The sequence below is a fragment of the Halomonas sp. GXIMD04776 genome, from assembly GCF_049808615.1.
Classification (GTDB): Bacteria; Pseudomonadota; Gammaproteobacteria; order Pseudomonadales; family Halomonadaceae; genus Modicisalibacter.
The window spans coordinates 38,566-58,361 of the sequence record NZ_JBNCAN010000016.1; the positions used below are offsets into that span (position 1 = coordinate 38,566).

The following is a 19,796-nucleotide window of genomic DNA, read 5'->3' on the forward strand; positions in this document are numbered from 1 at the left end:
ATGTACGCCCTCATCGATTGCAACAACTTCTTCGTCAGCTGTGAGCGACTGTTCGACCCCCGACTGGAAGGCATGCCGGTTGGTGTGCTGTCGAACAACGATGGCTGCGTGATCGCCCGCTCCGAAGAACTCAAGACACTGGGGGTGGCCATGGGCATGCCGGCGCACCAGATTCCCCCTGCCCAGCGCAAAAGACTTGTACTCAAGTCGTCCAACTATGCGCTTTATGGCGATCTTTCGGGGCGGGTGCAGCGTGTCCTGTCCCAGTGCGTGCCGGCCCTGGAACCCTATTCCATCGACGAGTGCTTTCTTGATCTGCGCGGTCTGAGTGGTGATCTTGAGACACTGGGGCACGACCTGGTACGAACCGTGGAGCGTCATGTGGGTTTGCCCGTGTCGCTGGGTATTGCCCCGACCCGCACCTTGGCCAAGCTGGCCAATCATCAGGCCAAACGCATGTCGAGCCGGCCCCAGGTCTGTGTCTGGCCCGATGCCGCCGCATCCGAACTCGATCACCGTTTGCGCCAGCTGCCCGTCAAGGCCGTATGGGGCATCGGTGCACGGCTGGCATTGCAACTGACGGATCTGAACATCGGCAACGCAGCGGCCCTGCGTGATGCACCCGAGTCCTGGCTGCGCAAGCGTTTCAATGTGGTGGTGGCGCGAACGGCTAGTGAGCTCAAGGGAACGCCCTGCCTGGACGCCCAGGATCTGGATACGCCACGGCGTAGCATCCTGTGTTCCCGTTCCTTCGGTCGCCTGCTGAACGATCGCGAGCAACTTAGCGAGGCCCTTCGCCATCATTGCCAGCGCGCCGGTGAAAAGCTGCGCCGCGACGATATGCTGGCCGGTGCCATCGGTGTCTTCCTGCGCACCAGTCGCCATCGGTCAGGCCCGCAACAACACCACCCGCTATGGACGGCGTTGCCGTTTCCCAGTGCCGACACCCTGAGACTCAATCGCCAGGCCCAACGCTTGCTCGATCATTTGTGGCGCCCGGGTCATGCCTATCAGAAGCTGGGGGTCATGCTGGTGGAACTGAGCCCGCGCCGCTATAGTCAGGCGTCGCTGCTCGATGGCGCCGAGCCGAGACGTCAGGAAGCATTGATGCAGGCCTGGGACGCCATTCGTCACCGCTACGGGCGCGAGGCATTGACCTTGGGAGTACAGCACCAGCAGAGCGCGTGGCGCATGAATAGCCGTCATCGTTCCGCGCGTTACACGACACGCTGGGACGAACTACCCAGCGTGCGGGCGGGCTGATGCCGACGGCCATCGTCCAGCCTTTACTCCCGGGCAAAAGGTGATGGCGCCTCCTTGAACTCGGCATACAGTTGAGGATAGTCCTCCTGCAGACGTGCAAGGCTGGCCTCCGCTCCCGAGGGCAGCATCTTGAGCAGACGCAACTGATCCTCATCGGTCAGATATTCACGAAAGAGCGGAAATAGCTGTTCGCGCTCCGCTCGCAGATAGGCCCGATGCGCGTCGAGATACGCCTTGAGGTCATTGGCGAAACGATCCATTGGCACCACGGCGTCCATCAGGATCATGTCGAGGTTATCGGATAGCTGATTGAGACGCTTGTGCAGCGCCTGATAATCGTTGGCCAAGCGGCGGCTCAACTCGTCGGCCTCCGGCGCCTTGGCCAGCAGGTGTTCGCTGTAGAGCCGCTCCAACGGTATGGTAAAGGTATTCATGTAATCGAGAATGTAGTCCACCACTTCTCGCACCAGATGAAAATCAGGCCGATCGCCATGGTCCAGTGTCTTGTGCTTGAGGGACAGCACATGCAGTAACCTCGCCATGTTGGCATGATCCCGCCGCAACTGAGTCAGCATAGGCATGGTGGAATCTCCTTTACTTAGGCCTGAAGGGCCAGACAACAGGGTCAATCAGATAGCGACGTAAAGTGCGCGTTCTCGACTCGAATGTTTACCCTAGTCGTTACTAGCATATTACGCTCGTTTAAATTGTTACAAAGCCTCTATCACCGATTCTGATCAGTTAGGATTGGCCACTTTGATCTCTTCATCACGAGTCATGCACATGGATCTGTTCAGTCAGCACGCCCAGCACGACAGCGCCCCATTAGCTTTTCGCATGCGCCCCCGAAGCCTTGACGACTACGCCGGCCAGCAGGCATTGGTCGGCCCCGATAAACCCTTGCGGCGCATGGCAGAAAGTGGCGTACTGCGCTCGATGATCTTATGGGGTCCGCCGGGCGTGGGCAAGACCACCTTGGCGGAGATACTGGCCGAAGCCTCTGGCGCTCAACTCGAGCATATGTCGGCCGTCATGGCGGGAGTCAAGGAGATTCGCGCCGCCGTTGAGCGTGCACGGGCCGCCCAGAGCCAACAGCGCCCTACCGTGCTGTTTCTCGATGAGATTCATCGCCTCAACAAGAGTCAACAGGACGCCTTGCTGCCCCATGTGGAATCCGGTTTGCTGACACTGATCGGTGCGACGACGGAGAATCCCTCTTTCGAGGTCAACTCGGCGCTATTGTCGCGAGCACGCGTCTATGTGCTGAAGAGACTCGACGAGAGCGAGTTGCTCAAGGTGCTGCGCCATGCTCTCGTGGACGAGGAGCGCGGGCTAGGCAAGCGCCATATTCAGGCTGAGGAGGAGGTGCTGACGATGCTCGTTCGCGCCAGTGGTGGCGATGCCCGGCGCGCCCTCGGCCTGCTGGAAACCGCGTGTGATTTCACCCATCCCGAGGGAGAGCATGAGCGACTGAACAAGGATGCACTGCAGGAAGTGATCGGCCATCAGGCCAGCGCCTTTGATAAACAGGGCGATCACTATTACGACCTGCTCTCGGCAATCCATAAATCGATCCGTTCGTCCCGGCCTGATGCGGCACTGCTGTACATGGCGCAGTTCATGCAGGGTGGCGGCGATCCACTGGATGTCGTCCGCCGACTGTCCGCCATCGCCTCCGAGGATGTCGGCAACGCCGAGCCGCGCGCCCTTCCTCTGGTCATCGCCGCCTGGGACGCCTATCTACGCCTGGGTGACTATGAAGGCCAGCGGGCCATCGCCCACGCCGCCATTCATCTGGCGGTGGCGCCCAAGAGCAATGCCATCGAACGTGCCTGGCAGGGTGCCAAGAAATTCGCCGCCGAACATCCGGATCTGGAAGTCCCCATCTATCTACGCAACGCCCCGACCAAACTGATGGCCTCCCTGGGGCATGGTGAAGGCTATCGCTACGCCCACAGGGAGCCTGATGGTTACCCCGCAGGCAGCGCCCACGATTGCTGGCCGACCGAATTGCCGAAAACACGCTTCTTCGCACCCAGCGAACATGGCCAGGAGAAGCGCTTCAAGCAGATGCAGGACTATCGCGCGCAATTGGACGAGCAGGCCGACAAGAATCGCTAAACCGATCAGCGCTGAAATCCAGCCAGGACTCAAAAAGAAAAGGACATTCTCATGCCCTCGACATACACGCCGGCCTTCGGCGTCACTGCATCCTTGCTCAGCCTATCGCTGTTGAGCGGATGCACGTCATTACCCGAACTCGAGGACCGACCACAATCCTCCTTCCTGCCCATCGAAGAGGCCAGGGAGACGCAACTCGGCCAGTCGGTCAGCGAACGTACGGAAGAGTATGACGGCGTCAGCGGCCTCTATCTGCTCGACGATCCTCGCGGCGCCTTCGCCGCCAGGGCCCTGCTTGCCCAAGCCGCCGAGCGCTCCCTGGACGTGCAGTACTACATCTGGGAAAACGACCTGACGGGAACACTGCTATTGCAGGCGCTGTACGATGCCGCCCAGCGCGGGGTTCGAGTGCGCCTGCTGCTGGACGATCTCGGCAACGGCCTTGCGGATACCACTCTGGCGGCCCTGGCTGAGCACCCCAATGTACAGGTGCGTCTGTTCAACCCCTTCAAGCATCGCAGCCTTCCATGGATTGGCTTCGTCACGGACTTTTCCAGAACCAATCGGCGCATGCACAACAAGTCCTTCACCGCAGACAACCAGGCCACCATCGTCGGTGGACGCAATATCGGCGATGAGTATTTCGGCGCCACCGATGGCACGCTATTTTCCGATCTCGATGTATTGGCCGTGGGGCCGGTGGTACAGGAGGTATCCGAGGATTTCGATCGTTACTGGGCCAGCGGCTCGGCCTATCCGGTAGACCGACTGTTGCCCACCGCCTCTCCCGGCGTATTGGATGAGCTATCGTCAAAAACGGCACGCATCAAGCAGCAGCAAAATGCCCAGACCTACATCAAGGCACTCGAAGAAAACCGCACCGTCACTCAACTGCTCAGCGGCGAGCTCGATCTCGTCTGGGCTCCTACAAGACTCCTAAGCGACGATCCCGCCAAGGGACTCGGCAGGGCGCCCAAGCAAGGCCATCTGATCGATCAGCTATACGACATCATCCTGAGCAGCGAACGCTCGCTTGATATCGTGTCCGCCTATTTCGTGCCCACCAAGCGTGGTACACGATTGCTGACCGATCTGGCCGACCAGGGTGTGAACATCAACGTGCTCACCAACTCTCTGGCCGCCACGGACGTCGCAATGGTGCACGCGGGCTATGCCAAATGGCGCAAGCCGCTACTCGACGCAGGGGTTGCACTGTACGAGATGCATGCCGGCGAAAAAAACGCGCCTCCCAGCGCCAGCCCCGGCCCCTTGAGCAGCTCCAGTTCCAGCCTGCATGCCAAGACCTTCGGCCTGGATGGCGAGACACTGTTCATCGGTTCGTTCAATTTCGATCCGCGCTCGGCGACCTTCAACACCGAACTGGGTTTTCTGATCGAGGACCCGGGCATCGCCCAGGCCTTGCACCGCACCTTCGAGCAGGAGATCCCCACCCGCGCCTACCGAGCCCGGCTTGACGAGAGGAGCGATCTATATTGGCTTGACCAGGAGGACGGTCAGAACAAACGCTACGACACCGAACCCAATACCTCCTGGTGGAAACGCCTGTCTGTCAGGTTCTTCGCTTTGTTGCCCATCGATTGGCTGCTGTAAAAGCGATCCTCAGCGCGACTCGCGAATTACATCCGCATTTTCGGGGATCTTGAACTCGAACTTGGCTGGGTCGATGGACTGATTGTGCTGAGGGTCCTGAAAGCTGATGGTTGTCTGCTGTCCGGTACTGTCACTCATGCGCAATCCTCTCAATTGTTCGGAATGGAAGACGAGCTTGAGTTGCTCGAACAGCGTATCGGGGCTCTTGGGTACCAAGGTGAAGGTCTCGGTGGCCCCCTGCTGCTGACGTTCCACCTCGTAATCCTTACCCAGGGCATCGGCGCTACCCGAAAGTAGCAGTGCCGGTGTGTGGGTCACCCGGGTATCCAACGGCTGAACCGTCACCTGAGCCAGGTCCGGGTCGTACAGATAGACCTCTTCGCCATCGGAGACCACCACCTGCTGGTACGGCTCATCGACTTCCCAGCGGAACTTGCCGGGACGCGATAGCCACATGGTGCCCTCGGCGCTCTGCAATCGGGAACCGGAACTATCGAGGATCTGCTGCTCGAACTCAGCGGAATAGGTTTCAAGCGGCTCGAGCAGCGTCGTCAACCGCGAGGCAGCCTGCTCGTCGGCACTCGCGGCCAGTGGCATCATCAGTGCCATTCCCATTGCTGCCAGTCTGTTTGACACCTTCATGCCTGCTCCTTTGTTCGACATCTGACCTATGGCTGTTGATTGCCGTATCGCTTCATTGACCGCTCTATCGAGACGATGACTGTCACGAAATCACTGTTTTCTCATTGATTGCATGATTGCGCTCGCGCAGGCATTTATTCAATCGCCTACCGGCGGTGGTGCCAATACCTCCCGACTCCCATTACTGCCCATCGAAGAGACGACACCGGCGGATTCCATCGACTCGACGAGCCGTGCGGCACGGTTGTAGCCGATCTTGAAGCGCCGCTGTACCGCGGAAATCGACGCGCGCCGCGATTCGGTAACGAACATCACCGCCTCGTCATAGAGGGCATCCTGTTCCGCATCCTCGCCATCGCCACCGCCCTCGGCCTCGAGTCCGGTCAGGGCATCGGCGTTCACGCCGCCGGTGAGAATTTCCTCGATGTACTCCGGCTCACCACGACGCTTCCAGTCCTCGACGACCCGATGGACTTCGTCGTCATCGACGAAGGCGCCGTGTACCCGCGTTGGCATGCCGGAGCCCGCCGGCAGATAGAGCATGTCGCCATGGCCCAGCAGCGCCTCGGCCCCGCCCTGGTCGAGAATCGTGCGCGAATCGACCTTGGAGGAGACCTGGAACGCCATGCGGGTCGGGATGTTGGCCTTGATCAGCCCGGTGACCACATCCACGGACGGACGCTGGGTGGCAAGAATGAGGTGAATGCCCGCGGCCCGCGCCTTCTGCGCCAGCCGTGCGATCAACTCTTCGACCTTCTTGCCGACAATCATGAACATGTCGGCGAACTCGTCGATCACCACGACGATATAGGGCAGTTTCTCGAGTATCGGCGGCTGCTCATGCATTTGCCAGGGTTGAGGCTCCCATAGCGGGTCGGCCACCTGCGCCCCCGCCCGCTCGGCCTCATCGAGCTTGGCATTGAAGCCGGCGATGTTGCGCACGCCCATCGCCGCCATCAGCTTGTAGCGGCGCTCCATCTCCGCCACGCACCAGCGCAGGCTGTTGGCGGCCTCCTTCATGTCGGTGACCACCGGCGCGAGCAGATGCGGAATGCCGTCGTAAACCGACAACTCGAGCATCTTGGGGTCGACCATGATCATGCGCACCTCGTCCGGCGTCGCCTTGAGCAGCATTGAAATGAGCATGGCGTTGACACCCACGGACTTGCCCGAGCCGGTAGTACCGGCCACCAGCAGGTGCGGCATCTTGCCCAGGTTGGCCACTACCGGTCCACCACCGATGTCGTGACCCAGAGCCAGGGTCAACGCCGAGCCGGGCTGCTGGAAGGCATCCGAATCAGTGACCTCGCGCAGGCGAATCATCGCCCGATTGGGGTTGGGAATCTCGATGCCCACCGTGGGGCGACCGGGAATCACCTCGACCACCCGCACGCTCTTGACCATCAGCGAACGGGCCAGATCCTTGGCCAGATTGCTGATCTTGGAGACCTTGACCCCGGCGGCCGGTTTGATCTCGAAGCGCGTAATGACCGGCCCGGGCCAGGTCTCCACCACCTCGGCCTTGACGCCGTACTCCCGCAGCCGCGTTTCCAGCAGTTCCGCCATGTCTGCAAGTTGCTGCGGTGTGTAGTTGGGTTTCGCCGGGTCCGGCGGTGTCAGCAGACGCATCGACGGCAGATCACCATCGGGCTCGGCGGAGGGATCTCCCATCGTTGGACGCTGATTCTGTAGATGCTCCACCGTCCACAGGGCTGGCCCTTGCGGATCGGCGGTGGCTTGCCGTGCCTGCTCGGCAGTGGCGACCTGCCCAACTGTACGATCGGCTTCCTGTGCCTGCGTATCGCCGGTATCCTCGTCAGACCAGGAGGCCGTCGCCTGGGTGTCATTATCAGCCATTGACGCCGTCCCCGAGGCAGAGGTTGCATCACCCCAGGTCAGGCGGGGCTCGTCATCCGCCGCATCGTCCTGCTCATCCCATTCGTTCCAGTCGATATCCGGCGACCCTTGACGAGTCGCTGAGTGAGGCGATGACGCCGATGACGCAAACGCGCGCGGCTCATCGGCACGCCCCGGTGGGGTCTCCCGTGTCGATTGCTCAAGTGCCGACGATTGCCGCGTCGCTGATGATGACGGGGATGATATTGAAGGTTCAGACCGGTCAGCCTGTATTGGCCGCGCCAGGCTGGCCGGAATTCTCGGCTCCGGCGTATCGTCGCTGTGTTGCCTGGCCTGTTCTGTTCGAGGCGTCGTGGTTTGCGTATCGGATTGTGAGGGCGTAGCACTGAAAGCCGACCGGACCCGCGCTTCCTGGGTGGTATAGGCAGCCCCAGGCTGCTTGGCGGAGGGCGTCTGCGCCGGTACATCCCAGGGAATGGACGTGCCGGTGTCACGCTCGGCACGCAGAGACATGCCGCCCCCGGCAAAGGATGGCTCTTCTTGTTCGGTATCTAATCGTGGCTCCAGGCGTCTACCACCGGCCAGCGCCGGTTCAGCCTGCCAATGATCCAAACGTGGCCCCTGCCCTTTGTCACGACCACGCCGAAACCACCGTTTCCACCAGGACGGCATCTCATCCTGATCCTGCATCGCCTCGTCGTCCAAGGCGGAATGCCGGACAGCGCGCTCTTGCCGCGGTTCGCGGTGGCGAGCCAGCTGTTCCCGGGCACCGCCGAACTGGCTCCGTAGCCAGCCCAAAAGGCGCTGCGCGCGCATTCCCAACTCATCCATGACCGTCAGCCATGACAAGCCACTGAAAAGCGGAAAACCACATAGAAAAGAGGCTAGCGCCAACAATGTCGCCCCGCGCAGGCCGACCAGTGGTACCAGCGCATCACGAAGCCCCTCTCCCAAGATGCCGCCGGCGGAGTAGGGAAGCTCGCTCGCCGAATTGTAGAAATGCAGCGCTCCCAGCGTCGTGGTCGCCAGCAGTAGCAGCATGAATCCGCCAGCCCTGACCGCCAGCGCGGTGGAATCCCACTCCAGACGTACTTCCCGACGCCGCATCAGTCGCCAGGCGGCAAAACCCAGCATGCCCGGCCACCACAGGGCACTGGCGCCAAACAGCGAGTACAGAACATCCGCCAACCAGGCACCGATACGCCCCATCCAATTGGCAACCGCCTGCTCAGGACCACTATGTGACCAGCCGGGGTCCCCAGGCGTGTAACTGAACAGCGCCAGCAGCAGGAACACACAGGCCGCCAATAGCAGAATGACGACGCCTTCCCGGGTCGAGCCTTGCAGGCGCAGACCGAAACGACGCGCTTTTTCCTTGGCCTGTGCCGTGGACTGCCGACGATTCACGGGTTTCTTCTTGACACTCAAATGATGCCCCTCTTCAACCTGCACGCCTGCTATCACCTTTCTGGGGATATTGCCTTTACGGGGAAGAACCACCCCTCTCACGCGCAGGAACATTAATTTTCCAAGGCCGATATCATACCGAGACTGGGCGATGCAGCACAGGGGGAGAACAGACTGTAAAATAACGCTAGTCTTGCAATGACGTTGAGATCACTGCCCGAGCGCGGCAGACTAGCCAAAACGTACAGCAATATGAACCCCCATGCTCCCTTGGCTTGCGCCTCACTCCGTTGGATTTCCGGACCCGCGTCGTGCTCTCGACGAGCCCAATGGCTTGCTCGCTGCAGGGGGCGAGCTCTCCCCGCAGTGGCTGATAGCTGCCTACCGCCGCGGCATCTTTCCCTGGTATTCGCAGGATCAGCCCATTCTGTGGTGGAGCCCGGACCCACGTTTGGTCCTGTTTCCCGAAGAAATCCGCATCCGCCGCAGTCTGGCCAAACGTCTGCGCAATGCAGGCTTCACGATCACCTTCGATCAGGATTTCGAGGCGGTCATCAACGCCTGCGCCGCCGTCAGAGCCGATGCCGAAGGCACCTGGATCGGCTCGGACATGATAGATGCCTATTGTCGTCTACACCGCTTGGGCCATGCTCACTCCATCGAGGTCTGGCAAAACTGTCGGCTAGCGGGTGGTCTTTATGGTGTTGCCCTGGGTCGCATGTTCTTCGGTGAATCGATGTTCAGTCATGAACGCGATGCCTCCAAGGTCGCCCTGGTGCATCTGGCACGCCATCTCGAGGCACAAGGGGGCGGCCTGATCGATTGTCAGATGCATACATCACATTTGGTCAGCCTGGGCGCCCGCGACATCGCTCGCAACGAATTCATCGACTATCTTGAGCAGTATACGGCCCAACCGGCAATCCCCTGGGAATTGGCCGCTTCGTCGAGAATCACAGGAGGACATCACCGTGAGCAGTAGCGCTCCACCGCAGCCGACGCGGGATCTGCGCTTCTTTCTGACCGTCCCGCATGAATGCAGTTACTTGCCCGGTCGCGAGGCGACCACGCTGTTTCTCGATCCCCAGGAATCGCCTGGCCAGGGGGTCTACGATGCGTTGGGATTACTGGGTTTCCGACGCAGCGGACGACACCTGTATCGGCCTCACTGCGAGGGCTGTAGCGCTTGTATTTCGGTGCGCATCCCCGTGGATGATTTCGTGCCCAGCCGTACTCAGCGTAAGCTGATGCGTCGCAATGCGGATCTTGAGATACTTGAGCGCCCAGCGGTCTTTGATGCCGAGCATTATGCCTTGTATGCACGCTATATTCGTGCCCGCCATGCGGATGGAGACATGTACCCGCCAAGCCATGAGCAATACCGGACCTTCCTCACTCTCGAACACCCCTATGCCCGCTTGCTCGAGTTTCGTCTCGAGGAAAAGTTGCTCGCCGTTACCGCCATCGATCTGCTTAGCCATGGCCTTTCCGCCATTTACACCTTTTTCGATCCGAGTGTCGTCCATGAACGGCGCTCGCTAGGTACCTTTGCCGTACTCAGCCAGGTCAAATTGGCTCAGGCACGCGGGCTGCCTCACGTCTATCTCGGCTACTGGATACGTGAAGCACCCAAGATGAACTATAAACGTGCTTTCAAGCCCCTCGAATTTCTCAATGGACGTCACTGGCGGCGGACGATCCCCGTATGATCAGCGGTTTTTTGCCATGACGCCCAGCATGCGGCACAATATCAGGCTATCTTGAACAGCAAAGACGGCATGATTATGAGCTGTTCTAGCGAATCGCATCACCAAGACTATCTGACAACCACCTGAGGAAAAGCCTAGATGGCGAGAGAAGATCATATCGAAATGGAAGGTGTCGTCGTCGACACTCTGCCCAACACCATGTTTCGCGTCGAATTAGAGAACGGTCACGTAGTAACGGCTCATATTTCGGGCAAGATGCGCAAGAACTACATTCGCATCTTGACAGGGGACAAGGTCAAGGTGGAATTGACACCCTACGATCTATCGAAAGGGCGTATTGTTTACCGCTCGCGTTAACGTATCTTTACGAACACGACTCTCGACACAATTTCATTGCAGCGCCATAGAAAAACGCCCTATCGTCGATAGAGCGTCTTGTCATTGACGAACTTGTTGATGAAACACTCGGCTTGAGTGACCTGTACGGCGATTCATACCGCACAGGCCACTTAGCTCTTGCAAGGATTCTGGATCAGGCCAGTTCCGCCTCCGTGGCCAGATGCAGCTCATCGCCATCCACCGTGACGTGAACCACCCCTCCGTTTTCCGCCAGTTCTCCGAACAGGATCATCTCCGCCAGCGGCTTCTTCAGTTTTTCCTGAAGCACCCGTGCCATGGGGCGTGCGCCCATCTCTGGATCGTAGCCCTTTTCCGCCAACCAGGCCCGAGCCTGCTCGTCGACATCGAGTTGAACCCGTTTCTCGTCGAGTTGCGCCTGTAGCTCGACCAGGAACTTGTCGACGACGTTGCGCACAATGGAGGGTGCGAGGCCGTGGAACTGAATGATGCCATCCAGACGGTTACGGAATTCCGGAGTGAAGGTCTTGCGGATGATCTCCATGCCATCGCTAGAGTGATCCTGAGACTGGAAGCCGATGGAACGACGTGAAATCTGTTCCGCCCCGGCATTCGAGGTCATGATCACGATGACATGACGGAAATCCGCCTCACGCCCGTTGTTGTCGGTCAAGCGGCCATGATCCATGACCTGCAGCAGCAGGTTGAAGACCTCGGGATGCGCCTTCTCGATCTCGTCGAGCAACAACACGCAGTGCGGCTGTTTGGTGATCGCCTCGGTCAACAGACCACCCTGGTCGTAGCCGACATAGCCCGGGGGCGCACCGATCAAGCGTGAAACGGTGTGCCGCTCCATGTACTCGGACATGTCGAAACGCACCAGCTCAATGCCCATCAGCAGTGCAAGCTGACGCGCCACCTCAGTCTTACCCACCCCGGTCGGCCCGGCGAACAGGAAGCTACCCACCGGTTTGTCGGGAGACTTGAGCCCGGCCCGAGACAGCTTGATGGCTGCAGACAGGCTCTGGATGGCTTCGTCCTGACCGAACACCAGCATCTTGAGATCCCGCTCCAGATTCGACAGCAGCTTGCGATCGGAGCTGGACACGCTCTTCGGCGGAATGCGCGCAATCGATGCGACGATCGCCTCGACCTGCTCGACATCGATGGTGGGTACCCGCATCTCGATCGGCAATAACCGCTGATGAGCACCCGCCTCATCGATCACGTCGATAGCCTTGTCCGGCAAGTGGCGATCGTTGATGTAACGATCCGCCAGACGCACAGCGCTATCCAGCGCGGAATCGGTGTACTTGAGCTGATGGTGTTCCTCGAAGCGCCCACGCAACCCCTTGAGAATGCGTATGGTGTCTTCGACGGAAGGCTCCACCACATCGACCTTCTGGAAACGCCGTGCCAGCGCCCGATCCTTTTCGAAGATGCCGCGGAACTCCTGGAAGGTGGTCGAGCCAATACAGCGCAACTCACCGGATGAGAGCAGCGGCTTGAGCAGGTTCGAGGCGTCCATCACCCCTCCGGAGGCCGCACCGGCACCAATCACCGTGTGGATCTCATCGATGAACAGGATCGAGTTGGGCTGCTTCTTGAGCTCCGCCAACAGGCTCTTCAGGCGCTTCTCGAAGTCGCCGCGATACTTGGTGCCGGCCAGCAGCGCACCCATGTCCAGGGAATAGACCACGGCGTCGCTGATCACATCCGGCACATCCTCCTCGACGATGCGCTTGGCCAGCCCCTCGGCGATGGCGGTCTTGCCGACCCCGGCCTCACCTACCAGCAACGGGTTGTTCTTGCGCCGGCGCGCCAGGATCTGCACCGTGCGCTCGAGCTCGTGATCGCGTCCGATCAAGGGATCGATCTTGCCCAGACGGGCTTGCTCGTTGAGGTTGGTCGCATAGCCGGTCAGTGGGTGCGTATTGCCTTCGCTCATACCTTCTTCACCCTCCTCGGCATCCTGGGAGGGCGAGGAGGGCTGACCATGCCCCGCCACCTTGGAGATACCATGCGCGATGTAGTTGACGGCATCCACGCGGGCCACGTTCTGCTGCTTGAGGAAGTAGACCGCCTGGCTCTCCTGCTCGGAGAAGATCGCCACCAGCACGTTGGCGCCGGTCACTTCACTCTTGCCGGAGGATTGCACATGGAAGACAGCGCGCTGGAGGACACGCTGGAACCCCAGGGTCGGCTGGGTCTCACGATCCTCCTGACCCTCGGGAATCAGCGGCGTGGTGGAGTTGATGAAGTCCTGCAGGTCCGAGCGCAACTTATCCAGGTTGGCTCCGCAGGCACGCAGCACATCCGCCGCGGAGGCGTTATCCAATAGGGCCAACAGCAGATGCTCAACGGTCATGAATTCATGACGCTTGGAGCGCGCCACCGTGAAGGCCGTATTAAGGGTTAATTCAAGTTCTTTGCTCAGCATGGCAGTCCCCTTTTCGCCGCGTCGGGCATCGTCGGCACTTTCACAATCGGGCACATCGGGGCTTTTGGCAACCCCTGACTGTCGCGTTGCCAGGCGTCAGTCGGCCCTGTCGATATCGCACAGCAATGGATGTTGGCATTCTCGCGCGTAATCGTTGACCAGATGACTCTTGGTCTCGGCAATATCGCGGGTGAAGATGCCACAAGTCGCTTTGCCTTGAGTATGCACCGCCAGCATAACCTGTACGGCCTTCTCGCTATTCATGTAGAAGAACGTTTGCAAGACCTCTACGACAAACTCCATGGGCGTGAAATCGTCGTTATGCAAGATCACCTTGAAACGCGGTGGTTCTTCCAGTTCCGGGTCCGCCGGTCTGACCGAAACATCACCCTCGGTATCCTCTTGCGTACCGGGAGGACGCGTCATCCCTCCCCAGAAAGGCATTACCTCGGCGGTCATTGATAATCTCTCATCTTTATTGAACATAAGAGGCTGAATCCATCATTACAAGCCGAAGTGCACTCAACGCTGTCAATTAGACGTGGAGAAACACTCAGGGTTCACTTGAAAGATGCGTCCCGAGGGGCGACCTTGCAAGGGAAAAACGAAAAAACCCCCGAACGCGGTACGAACGGGGGTCGCGTTTCAGCGTCAATATTACATGTTATCGGCAACCGCCTGGCCAAATTCAGAGCACTTGAGCAATACGGCCTTCTCCATCACACGGTGAAAGTCATAGGTGACCTCGCCTTTGGCAATGGCCTTTTCCATACCCTTGAGCACCAGATCCGCAGCCTCGACCCAGCCCATGTGACGCAACATCATCTCGGCGGAGAGAATCAGCGAGCCGGGATTGACCTTGTCCTGGCCAGCATACTTGGGCGCGGTGCCGTGAGTCGCTTCGAACATCGCCACCGCATCGGACAGGTTGGCCCCCGGGGCGATGCCGATGCCACCGACTTCCGCCGCCAGGGCGTCGGAAAGATAGTCACCGTTGAGATTCAGCGTGGCGATAACGTCGTATTCCGCCGGGCGCAGCAGAATCTGCTGCAGCATCGCGTCGGCGATGACATCCTTGACCACGACCTCTTTCCCGCTGTTGGGGTTTTTGAAGGTCATCCAGGGGCCGCCATCTAGAGGCTCGGCACCGAACTCTTCCTTCGCCACCTGGTAGCCCCAATCCTTGAAGGCCCCCTCGGTGAACTTCATGATATTGCCCTTGTGCACGAAGGTCAGCGAATCACGATCGTTGTCAACGGTGTACTGCAAGGCCTGACGCACCAGACGCTTGGTCCCTTCCTCGGAAACCGGCTTGACGCCGATGCCGCACTGCTCGGGGAAGCGAATGTTGGTGACACCCATCTCTTCGCGCAGAAACTTGATCACCTTCTCGGCTTCCGCGGAACCCGCCTGCCACTCGATACCGGCATAGATATCTTCGGAGTTCTCGCGAAAGATGACCATATCCACGTCCTGGGGGCCCTTGACCGGACTGGGCACACCTTCGAACCAGCGCACCGGACGCAGACAGACGTACAGATCGAGTTTCTGACGCAGCGCCACGTTCAGCGAGCGAATACCGCCACCCACGGGTGTGGTCAATGGGCCCTTGATGGACACCACGTACTCCTTGACCGCCTCCAGGGTTTCCTCGGGAAGCCAAGTGTCCGCATCATAGACTTGGGTGGCCTTCTCGCCGGCATAGACTTCCATCCAGTGAATCTTGCGCTCACCGTTGTAGGCTTTCTGGACGGCCGCATCGATAGCGATCTTCATGGCCGGCGTGACGTCGGCACCAATCCCATCCCCTTCGATGAACGGGATGATCGGCTCGTTAGGCACGTTCAGGGTATCGTCGGCGTTGACGGTAATCTTTTCGCCGCCTTCAGGAACGACGATTTTCTGGAATCCCATTGATGACTCCCTGTGCTGTAATCAGTAGAACCGGCAGTATAGCATCGCCCCACGGACCCGGAGTAGGCTTTGCCCTTACGGATGTCGACAATCTTTAGGCGGAGATCGCCAAGACCAGTGAGTACCCTCTATCTGCTGCACAAGCCTTATCGGATGCTCTCCCAATTCAGCGACGATCAGGGACGAGCCACATTGAAAGAAGTGATCGACAAACCCGGCATCTATGCCGCGGGCCGGCTCGATTATGAATCCGAAGGGTTATTGCTGCTCACGGACGACGGTCAGCTGATTCATCGCATCAGCGACCCAAAGCACAAACAGCCCAAGACCTATTGGGTTCAGATCGAAGGCGAGCCCAATGACACAGCCATCAACGCCCTGCGCAAGGGAGTAATGCTGAAAGACGGCATGACGCGACCGGCCCAGGTCCGGCGCCTGACTGCACCCGCGGTCACCCCCCGAGAACCGCCGATTCGCCAGCGTGCCGGCGATCGTGTGAGCTGGCTGGAGATCACCATAAACGAGGGACGCAATCGTCAGGTGCGGCGCATGACAGCGCACATCGATCATCCCACCCTACGTCTGATTCGAGTGGCCATCGGAGCCTGGCGACTGGAGGGTCTGGCCCCCGGCCAATGGCGCTGTGAAACATTGCACGCCCCCTTGAAGCGTCGCCCCTCATCACCTCGAGCCGCAAGGAGACGCTCATGAAACGCTGGTCACCCCGAGTCGCTGTCGCCTCGGTCATCGAACGCAGTGGGCGCTATCTGATGGTCGAAGAAGATCGTGGCGGGCCTTTCAGCCTGTTCAATCAGCCCGCCGGTCATCTCGAGCCCGGCGAGCGCCTGACCGAAGCGGCGGTTCGTGAAACCGGCGAGGAAGCGGCTTGGCAGGTGGCCATCACGGATTATCTCGGGCTTTACATCTTCACCGCCAAGGACGGACTGGTCTTTCATAGCCACGCCTTTGTCGGCCTGCCCTTGGCCCGGCTCGGCACCACCCTGGACAAGGGGGTCGTCGCCGCGCATTGGTTGACCCTGGATGAAATCGACGACCTAAATCGCGCCGGTCGTCTGCGTAGTCCGCTGGTCATGCAACGTCTGCGGGATCTGCGCGGCGGGCGGCTTTATCCCCTCGACATCATCCACGAGCGGTGACCCTCGAAGGGTCTGGTCGATTTCAGGTATACTCTCGCGCAATCGAATTCTTCACATATCTCATTAGAGAGCCATCCGAGAGCGTTCATGTCTCAAGTCACGGGATCTCAAACCACGAGCTCAGCGGCAACGGGAGCTGACGCCGGCAAGGTCATCGTCGGCATGTCCGGCGGCGTCGACTCCTCCGTGTCCGCATTGCTGCTGCTCGAGCAGGGCTACCAGGTCGAAGGGCTGTTCATGAAGAACTGGGACGAGGACGACGGCACCGAATACTGCACCGCCAAGGCGGACCTGGCGGATGCTCAAGCCGTCTGTGACAAACTCGGCATCAAGCTGCATACCGCCAACTTCGCCGCCGAGTACTGGGACAACGTCTTCGAACACTTCCTCGCCGAGTACCGCGCCGGGCGGACACCCAACCCCGATATCCTGTGCAACCGCGAAATCAAGTTCAAGGTGTTCCTGGAATACGCCGAAATGCTCGGGGCCGACAAGATCGCCACCGGCCACTATGTGCGTCGCGGCGAACGCGCCAGCCGGCCGCGGCTGCTCAAGGGTCTCGATGTAAACAAGGACCAGAGCTACTTCTTGCATGCCGTGCCGGAGTCGGCGATCGCCCGCACCCTGTTTCCGGTGGGCGAACTGGAAAAGCCCCGGGTGCGAGAGCTGGCCGAGCGTCATGCGCTTGCCACTGCCAGAAAGAAGGATTCCACCGGCATCTGCTTCATCGGCGAGCGACGTTTTCGTGATTTCCTCAAACAGTATCTACCGGCCCAACCCGGGCATATCGAGACACCGGATGGCGATGTTATCGGCAAGCACCTGGGACTCATGTATTACACCTTGGGCCAACGCCAGGGGTTGGGTATCGGCGGCCTGGCCGACTATCCCGACGCACCCTGGTACGTGGCTGCCAAGAATCTCGAGCGCAACGTGCTGATCGCGGTGCAGGGCAAGCATCATCCCTTGCTTTACACCGATAGGTTGAACACCGAGGCGATGGAGTGGATCGCCGGCACGCCGCCGTCCAGTGGCATGCTCAGACTGACCGCCAAGACCCGCTATCGCCAGGCGGATGAGGCTTGCAGCGTAAGCGTGCACGAGGACGGCAGCGTCGAAGTGACATTCGATGAGCCTCAATGGGCCGTGACACCAGGACAGTCGTTGGTGCTCTACGACGGAGAGGTGTGCCTAGGCGGCGGTGTGATTCGTTCGGCTTGGCCGCAAGAGGCGTGTGCCGCATGAGTGTCGTTCCCTTTCAGACAGCCCCCGACGATCCCACGGCGCGTCAGGCCATTGCCCTGGCCGGTGTCTTTCAGGCGGCAGCGCTGGTCGATCAGCTGGCGCGCACCGGCCATTGTGATGAGCGTGCCTGGCAAACGCTGATCAAGGCCACGGTGGAAACCAACCCGGAAAGCTTCGAGGCCATTTACGGCGGCCATCATAACAACCTTCGCCAGGGGCTCGAGATCCTCAATGCGGTAGTGGGCCGCGAGCGCACCGACCCCAGCGTGCTGCGCTATGGCTTCTCGCTCATGATGCTGATGCAGAAGCTGCGCAAGCAGCCTGCCATGCTGGATACCCTGGGCGAACGACTCGCCCGTGTTCAGGATCAGGCAGAGCACTTCGGCGAGACTCACGAAAACGTCATTGCCAGCCTGGGTGAACTCTACCAGAACACCATTTCCACCTTCCGTCAGCGCATCGTGGTGCAGGGCGATCCCGCGTTACTGCAACAGCGCATGATGCCGGAACGGGTACGCGCCATACTGCTGTCGGGTATTCGCTTTGCCCTGCTCTGGCATCAGCAAGGTGGCCGACGCTGGAAGCTTCTGTTTCAGCGCAGCGCGATGAAGAAATCCCTGGATCGACTGCTTTGATTCGATTCGACCATTGACCTCTTGGACGCCAGTGTCGATGACGTCCGACTTATCGGAAAATCCTCATGAAGCTCTCTTCGCTTACCGCCCTTTCCCCTGTCGATGGACGTTACGGCAACAAGACCGAGGCGCTACGCGAGCATTTCAGTGAATTCGGCCTGATTCGTGCCCGAGTGACCGTGGAAGTGCGCTGGCTCGAGTGCCTGGCGTCACATACCGGCATTCAGGAAGTCCCCGCCCTTTCAAGCGATGCCAAGGCGTTCCTCGACCGGCTGGTGGCCGACTTCTCGGTCAACGAGGCTCAGCGCATCAAGGATATCGAGCGCACCACCAATCATGACGTCAAGGCGGTGGAGTACTTCCTCAAGGAAAAAGTCGCCGCCCACGCCGAATTGCATGCGGTATCCGAATTCATTCATTTTGCCTGCACCAGCGAAGACATCAACAATCTCTCCTACGCCCTGATGCTCAAGGATGGGCTCGGTGATCTGCTGCCGATCATGCAGGACGTGACCACGGCCATCGAACGTCTGGCCCATGAGCACGCCGAACAGCCGATGCTCTCCCGCACCCACGGCCAGACCGCCAGTCCCACCACCCTAGGCAAGGAGATGGCCAACGTCGCCTATCGTCTGCGCCGTCAGCTCAAGCAAATCCAGGCCGTCGAGGTGATGGGCAAGATCAATGGCGCGGTGGGCAACTACAACGCTCACCTGACGACCTACCCGGAAATCGACTGGCAGGCAAACGCTCGGCAGTTCGTCGAGAGCCTGGGGCTGACCTTCAACCCCTACACCACTCAGATCGAACCCCACGACTATATCGCCGAGCTGTTCGATGCCATCTGCCGCTTCCATACCGTCCTCATCGACTTCGAGCGAGACATCTGGGGCTATATCTCTCTAGGCTATTTCAAGCAGAGGACCGTGGCCGGCGAGATCGGCTCCTCGACCATGCCGCACAAGGTCAATCCCATCGACTTCGAGAACGCCGAGGGCAATCTGGGGCTGGCCAACGCCTTGCTTGGCCACCTGGCTCAGAAGCTGCCCATCTCTCGCTGGCAGCGCGACCTCACCGACTCCACGGTGCTGCGCAACCTGGGGGTCGGGTTGGCCTATGGCCTGATCGCCTATCACGCCACGCTCAAGGGCGTCAGTAAACTCGAAGCCAATTCGATTCGCTTGAACGACGATCTCGACCAAAGCTGGGAAGTGCTCGCCGAGCCGATCCAGACGGTGATGCGTCGCTACGGCATCGAGCAACCCTACGAGAAGCTCAAGGAGCTCACCCGGGGCAAACGCATCGACCAGGTCGGCTTTGCCGCTTTCATCGATGGCCTGGAATTGCCGGATCACGTCAAGACCGAACTCAAGGCCCTGACGCCCGGCACCTATATCGGCAATGCTATCGAACAAGCCAAGGCGCTATGAACTCATGA

The 19,796-nt window shown here is 59.8% G+C and carries 17 protein-coding genes; 11 read left to right on the forward strand and 6 right to left on the reverse strand.

Annotated elements, in window-relative coordinates; all coding sequences use genetic code 11:
* A complete protein-coding gene (locus ACPF7Z_RS11990) occupies nucleotides 1-1,263 on the forward strand; it encodes a Y-family DNA polymerase (protein WP_425193482.1) in 1,263 nt (420 codons plus the stop codon).
* Nucleotides 1,264-1,286: 23 nt separating this feature from the next.
* On the opposite strand, the gene ACPF7Z_RS11995 is transcribed toward ACPF7Z_RS11990, so the two are convergent.
* Complete coding sequence (locus ACPF7Z_RS11995) at nucleotides 1,287-1,838, reverse strand: hemerythrin domain-containing protein (protein ID WP_425193536.1); 552 nt, start codon at nucleotides 1,836-1,838, stop codon at nucleotides 1,287-1,289.
* A 208-nt stretch (nucleotides 1,839-2,046) separates the two neighbouring features.
* Here ACPF7Z_RS11995 and ACPF7Z_RS12000 point away from each other — a divergent pair, with 208 nt between their 5' ends.
* Both ACPF7Z_RS12000 and ACPF7Z_RS12005 read left to right on the forward strand, forming a co-directional pair.
* Nucleotides 2,047-3,384 carry a replication-associated recombination protein A gene (locus ACPF7Z_RS12000; protein ID WP_425193483.1) on the forward strand — a complete coding sequence of 446 codons (1,338 nt, stop codon included), beginning with the start codon at nucleotides 2,047-2,049 and terminating at the stop codon, nucleotides 3,382-3,384.
* Nucleotides 3,385-3,435: 51 nt separating this feature from the next.
* The gene (locus tag ACPF7Z_RS12005) at nucleotides 3,436-4,995 is read left to right on the forward strand and encodes a phospholipase D family protein (protein ID WP_425193484.1); all 1,560 of its coding nucleotides are present in this window, start codon (nucleotides 3,436-3,438) and stop codon (nucleotides 4,993-4,995) included.
* A gap of 9 nt (nucleotides 4,996-5,004) precedes the next feature.
* On the opposite strand, the gene lolA is transcribed toward ACPF7Z_RS12005, so the two are convergent.
* Nucleotides 5,005-5,637 carry an outer membrane lipoprotein chaperone LolA gene (gene lolA, locus ACPF7Z_RS12010; RefSeq protein WP_425193485.1) on the reverse strand — a complete coding sequence of 211 codons (633 nt, stop codon included), beginning with the start codon at nucleotides 5,635-5,637 and terminating at the stop codon, nucleotides 5,005-5,007.
* Between the two features lie 138 nt (nucleotides 5,638-5,775).
* A complete protein-coding gene (locus ACPF7Z_RS12015; protein ID WP_425193486.1) occupies nucleotides 5,776-8,901 on the reverse strand; it encodes a DNA translocase FtsK 4TM domain-containing protein in 3,126 nt (1,041 codons plus the stop codon).
* 262 nt (nucleotides 8,902-9,163) lie between these two features.
* Here ACPF7Z_RS12015 and aat point away from each other — a divergent pair, with 262 nt between their 5' ends.
* The 3 genes from aat to infA all read left to right on the forward strand — a co-directional run bounded on the left by aat (nucleotide 9,164) and on the right by infA (nucleotide 10,967).
* On the forward strand, nucleotides 9,164-9,883 hold the full coding sequence (aat, locus tag ACPF7Z_RS12020; protein ID WP_425193487.1) for a leucyl/phenylalanyl-tRNA--protein transferase: 720 nt from the start codon (nucleotides 9,164-9,166) through the stop codon (nucleotides 9,881-9,883).
* Entirely contained in the window at nucleotides 9,873-10,610 is a 738-nt protein-coding gene (locus ACPF7Z_RS12025) for an arginyltransferase (RefSeq protein ID WP_425193488.1), read from the forward strand. Before aat ends, ACPF7Z_RS12025 begins: the two co-directional genes overlap by 11 nt.
* Before the next feature lie 138 nt (nucleotides 10,611-10,748).
* On the forward strand, nucleotides 10,749-10,967 hold the full coding sequence (gene infA / locus ACPF7Z_RS12030) for a translation initiation factor IF-1 (protein WP_013332816.1): 219 nt from the start codon (nucleotides 10,749-10,751) through the stop codon (nucleotides 10,965-10,967).
* 175 nt (nucleotides 10,968-11,142) lie between these two features.
* On the opposite strand, the gene clpA is transcribed toward infA, so the two are convergent.
* The 3 genes from clpA to icd all read right to left on the reverse strand — a co-directional run bounded on the left by clpA (nucleotide 11,143) and on the right by icd (nucleotide 15,321).
* Nucleotides 11,143-13,407 (reverse strand): ATP-dependent Clp protease ATP-binding subunit ClpA, encoded by a 2,265-nt coding sequence (clpA, locus tag ACPF7Z_RS12035; protein WP_425193489.1) that lies wholly within the window; start codon nucleotides 13,405-13,407, stop codon nucleotides 11,143-11,145.
* 96 nt (nucleotides 13,408-13,503) lie between these two features.
* Nucleotides 13,504-13,866, reverse strand: a complete 363-nt coding sequence (gene clpS / locus ACPF7Z_RS12040; RefSeq protein ID WP_425193490.1) for an ATP-dependent Clp protease adapter ClpS — start codon at nucleotides 13,864-13,866, stop codon at nucleotides 13,504-13,506.
* Between the two features lie 198 nt (nucleotides 13,867-14,064).
* Nucleotides 14,065-15,321 (reverse strand): NADP-dependent isocitrate dehydrogenase, encoded by a 1,257-nt coding sequence (gene icd / locus ACPF7Z_RS12045; RefSeq protein ID WP_425193491.1) that lies wholly within the window; start codon nucleotides 15,319-15,321, stop codon nucleotides 14,065-14,067.
* A gap of 117 nt (nucleotides 15,322-15,438) precedes the next feature.
* Here icd and ACPF7Z_RS12050 point away from each other — a divergent pair, with 117 nt between their 5' ends.
* The 5 genes from ACPF7Z_RS12050 (at nucleotide 15,439) to purB (ending at nucleotide 19,788) form a co-directional block, all read left to right on the forward strand.
* Nucleotides 15,439-16,032: a pseudouridine synthase gene (locus tag ACPF7Z_RS12050; protein ID WP_425193492.1), complete on the forward strand. Its 594-nt coding sequence runs from the start codon at nucleotides 15,439-15,441 to the stop codon at nucleotides 16,030-16,032.
* The gene (locus tag ACPF7Z_RS12055) at nucleotides 16,029-16,478 is read left to right on the forward strand and encodes an NUDIX domain-containing protein (RefSeq protein WP_425193493.1); all 450 of its coding nucleotides are present in this window, start codon (nucleotides 16,029-16,031) and stop codon (nucleotides 16,476-16,478) included. The genes ACPF7Z_RS12050 and ACPF7Z_RS12055 overlap by 4 nt, the downstream gene beginning before the upstream one ends.
* A gap of 87 nt (nucleotides 16,479-16,565) precedes the next feature.
* Nucleotides 16,566-17,723 carry a tRNA 2-thiouridine(34) synthase MnmA gene (mnmA, locus tag ACPF7Z_RS12060; RefSeq protein ID WP_425193494.1) on the forward strand — a complete coding sequence of 386 codons (1,158 nt, stop codon included), beginning with the start codon at nucleotides 16,566-16,568 and terminating at the stop codon, nucleotides 17,721-17,723.
* Entirely contained in the window at nucleotides 17,720-18,358 is a 639-nt protein-coding gene (hflD, locus tag ACPF7Z_RS12065; RefSeq protein WP_425193495.1) for a high frequency lysogenization protein HflD, read from the forward strand. The genes mnmA and hflD overlap by 4 nt, the downstream gene beginning before the upstream one ends.
* Nucleotides 18,359-18,423: 65 nt before the next feature.
* Nucleotides 18,424-19,788, forward strand: coding sequence for an adenylosuccinate lyase (gene purB / locus ACPF7Z_RS12070; protein WP_425193496.1), 1,365 nt, complete (start codon nucleotides 18,424-18,426; stop codon nucleotides 19,786-19,788).
* The last annotated feature ends 8 nt before the right edge of the window (nucleotides 19,789-19,796 follow it).

What these genes read in the sequence shown, in the direction of transcription:
- ACPF7Z_RS11990 (WP_425193482.1), top strand. Translation starts at nt 1, where the DNA reads ATGTACGCCCTCATCGATTGCAACAACTTCTTCGTCAGCTGTGAGCGA.
- ACPF7Z_RS11995 (WP_425193536.1), bottom strand. Translation starts at nt 1,838, where the DNA reads ATGCTGACTCAGTTGCGGCGGGATCATGCCAACATGGCGAGGTTACTG.
- ACPF7Z_RS12000 (WP_425193483.1), top strand. Translation starts at nt 2,047, where the DNA reads ATGGATCTGTTCAGTCAGCACGCCCAGCACGACAGCGCCCCATTAGCT.
- ACPF7Z_RS12005 (WP_425193484.1), top strand. Translation starts at nt 3,436, where the DNA reads ATGCCCTCGACATACACGCCGGCCTTCGGCGTCACTGCATCCTTGCTC.
- lolA (WP_425193485.1), bottom strand. Translation starts at nt 5,637, where the DNA reads ATGAAGGTGTCAAACAGACTGGCAGCAATGGGAATGGCACTGATGATG.
- aat (WP_425193487.1), top strand. Translation starts at nt 9,164, where the DNA reads ATGCTCCCTTGGCTTGCGCCTCACTCCGTTGGATTTCCGGACCCGCGT.
- infA (WP_013332816.1), top strand. Translation starts at nt 10,749, where the DNA reads ATGGCGAGAGAAGATCATATCGAAATGGAAGGTGTCGTCGTCGACACT.
- clpA (WP_425193489.1), bottom strand. Translation starts at nt 13,407, where the DNA reads ATGCTGAGCAAAGAACTTGAATTAACCCTTAATACGGCCTTCACGGTG.
- clpS (WP_425193490.1), bottom strand. Translation starts at nt 13,866, where the DNA reads ATGACCGCCGAGGTAATGCCTTTCTGGGGAGGGATGACGCGTCCTCCC.
- icd (WP_425193491.1), bottom strand. Translation starts at nt 15,321, where the DNA reads ATGGGATTCCAGAAAATCGTCGTTCCTGAAGGCGGCGAAAAGATTACC.
- ACPF7Z_RS12055 (WP_425193493.1), top strand. Translation starts at nt 16,029, where the DNA reads ATGAAACGCTGGTCACCCCGAGTCGCTGTCGCCTCGGTCATCGAACGC.
- mnmA (WP_425193494.1), top strand. Translation starts at nt 16,566, where the DNA reads ATGTCTCAAGTCACGGGATCTCAAACCACGAGCTCAGCGGCAACGGGA.
- hflD (WP_425193495.1), top strand. Translation starts at nt 17,720, where the DNA reads ATGAGTGTCGTTCCCTTTCAGACAGCCCCCGACGATCCCACGGCGCGT.
- purB (WP_425193496.1), top strand. Translation starts at nt 18,424, where the DNA reads ATGAAGCTCTCTTCGCTTACCGCCCTTTCCCCTGTCGATGGACGTTAC.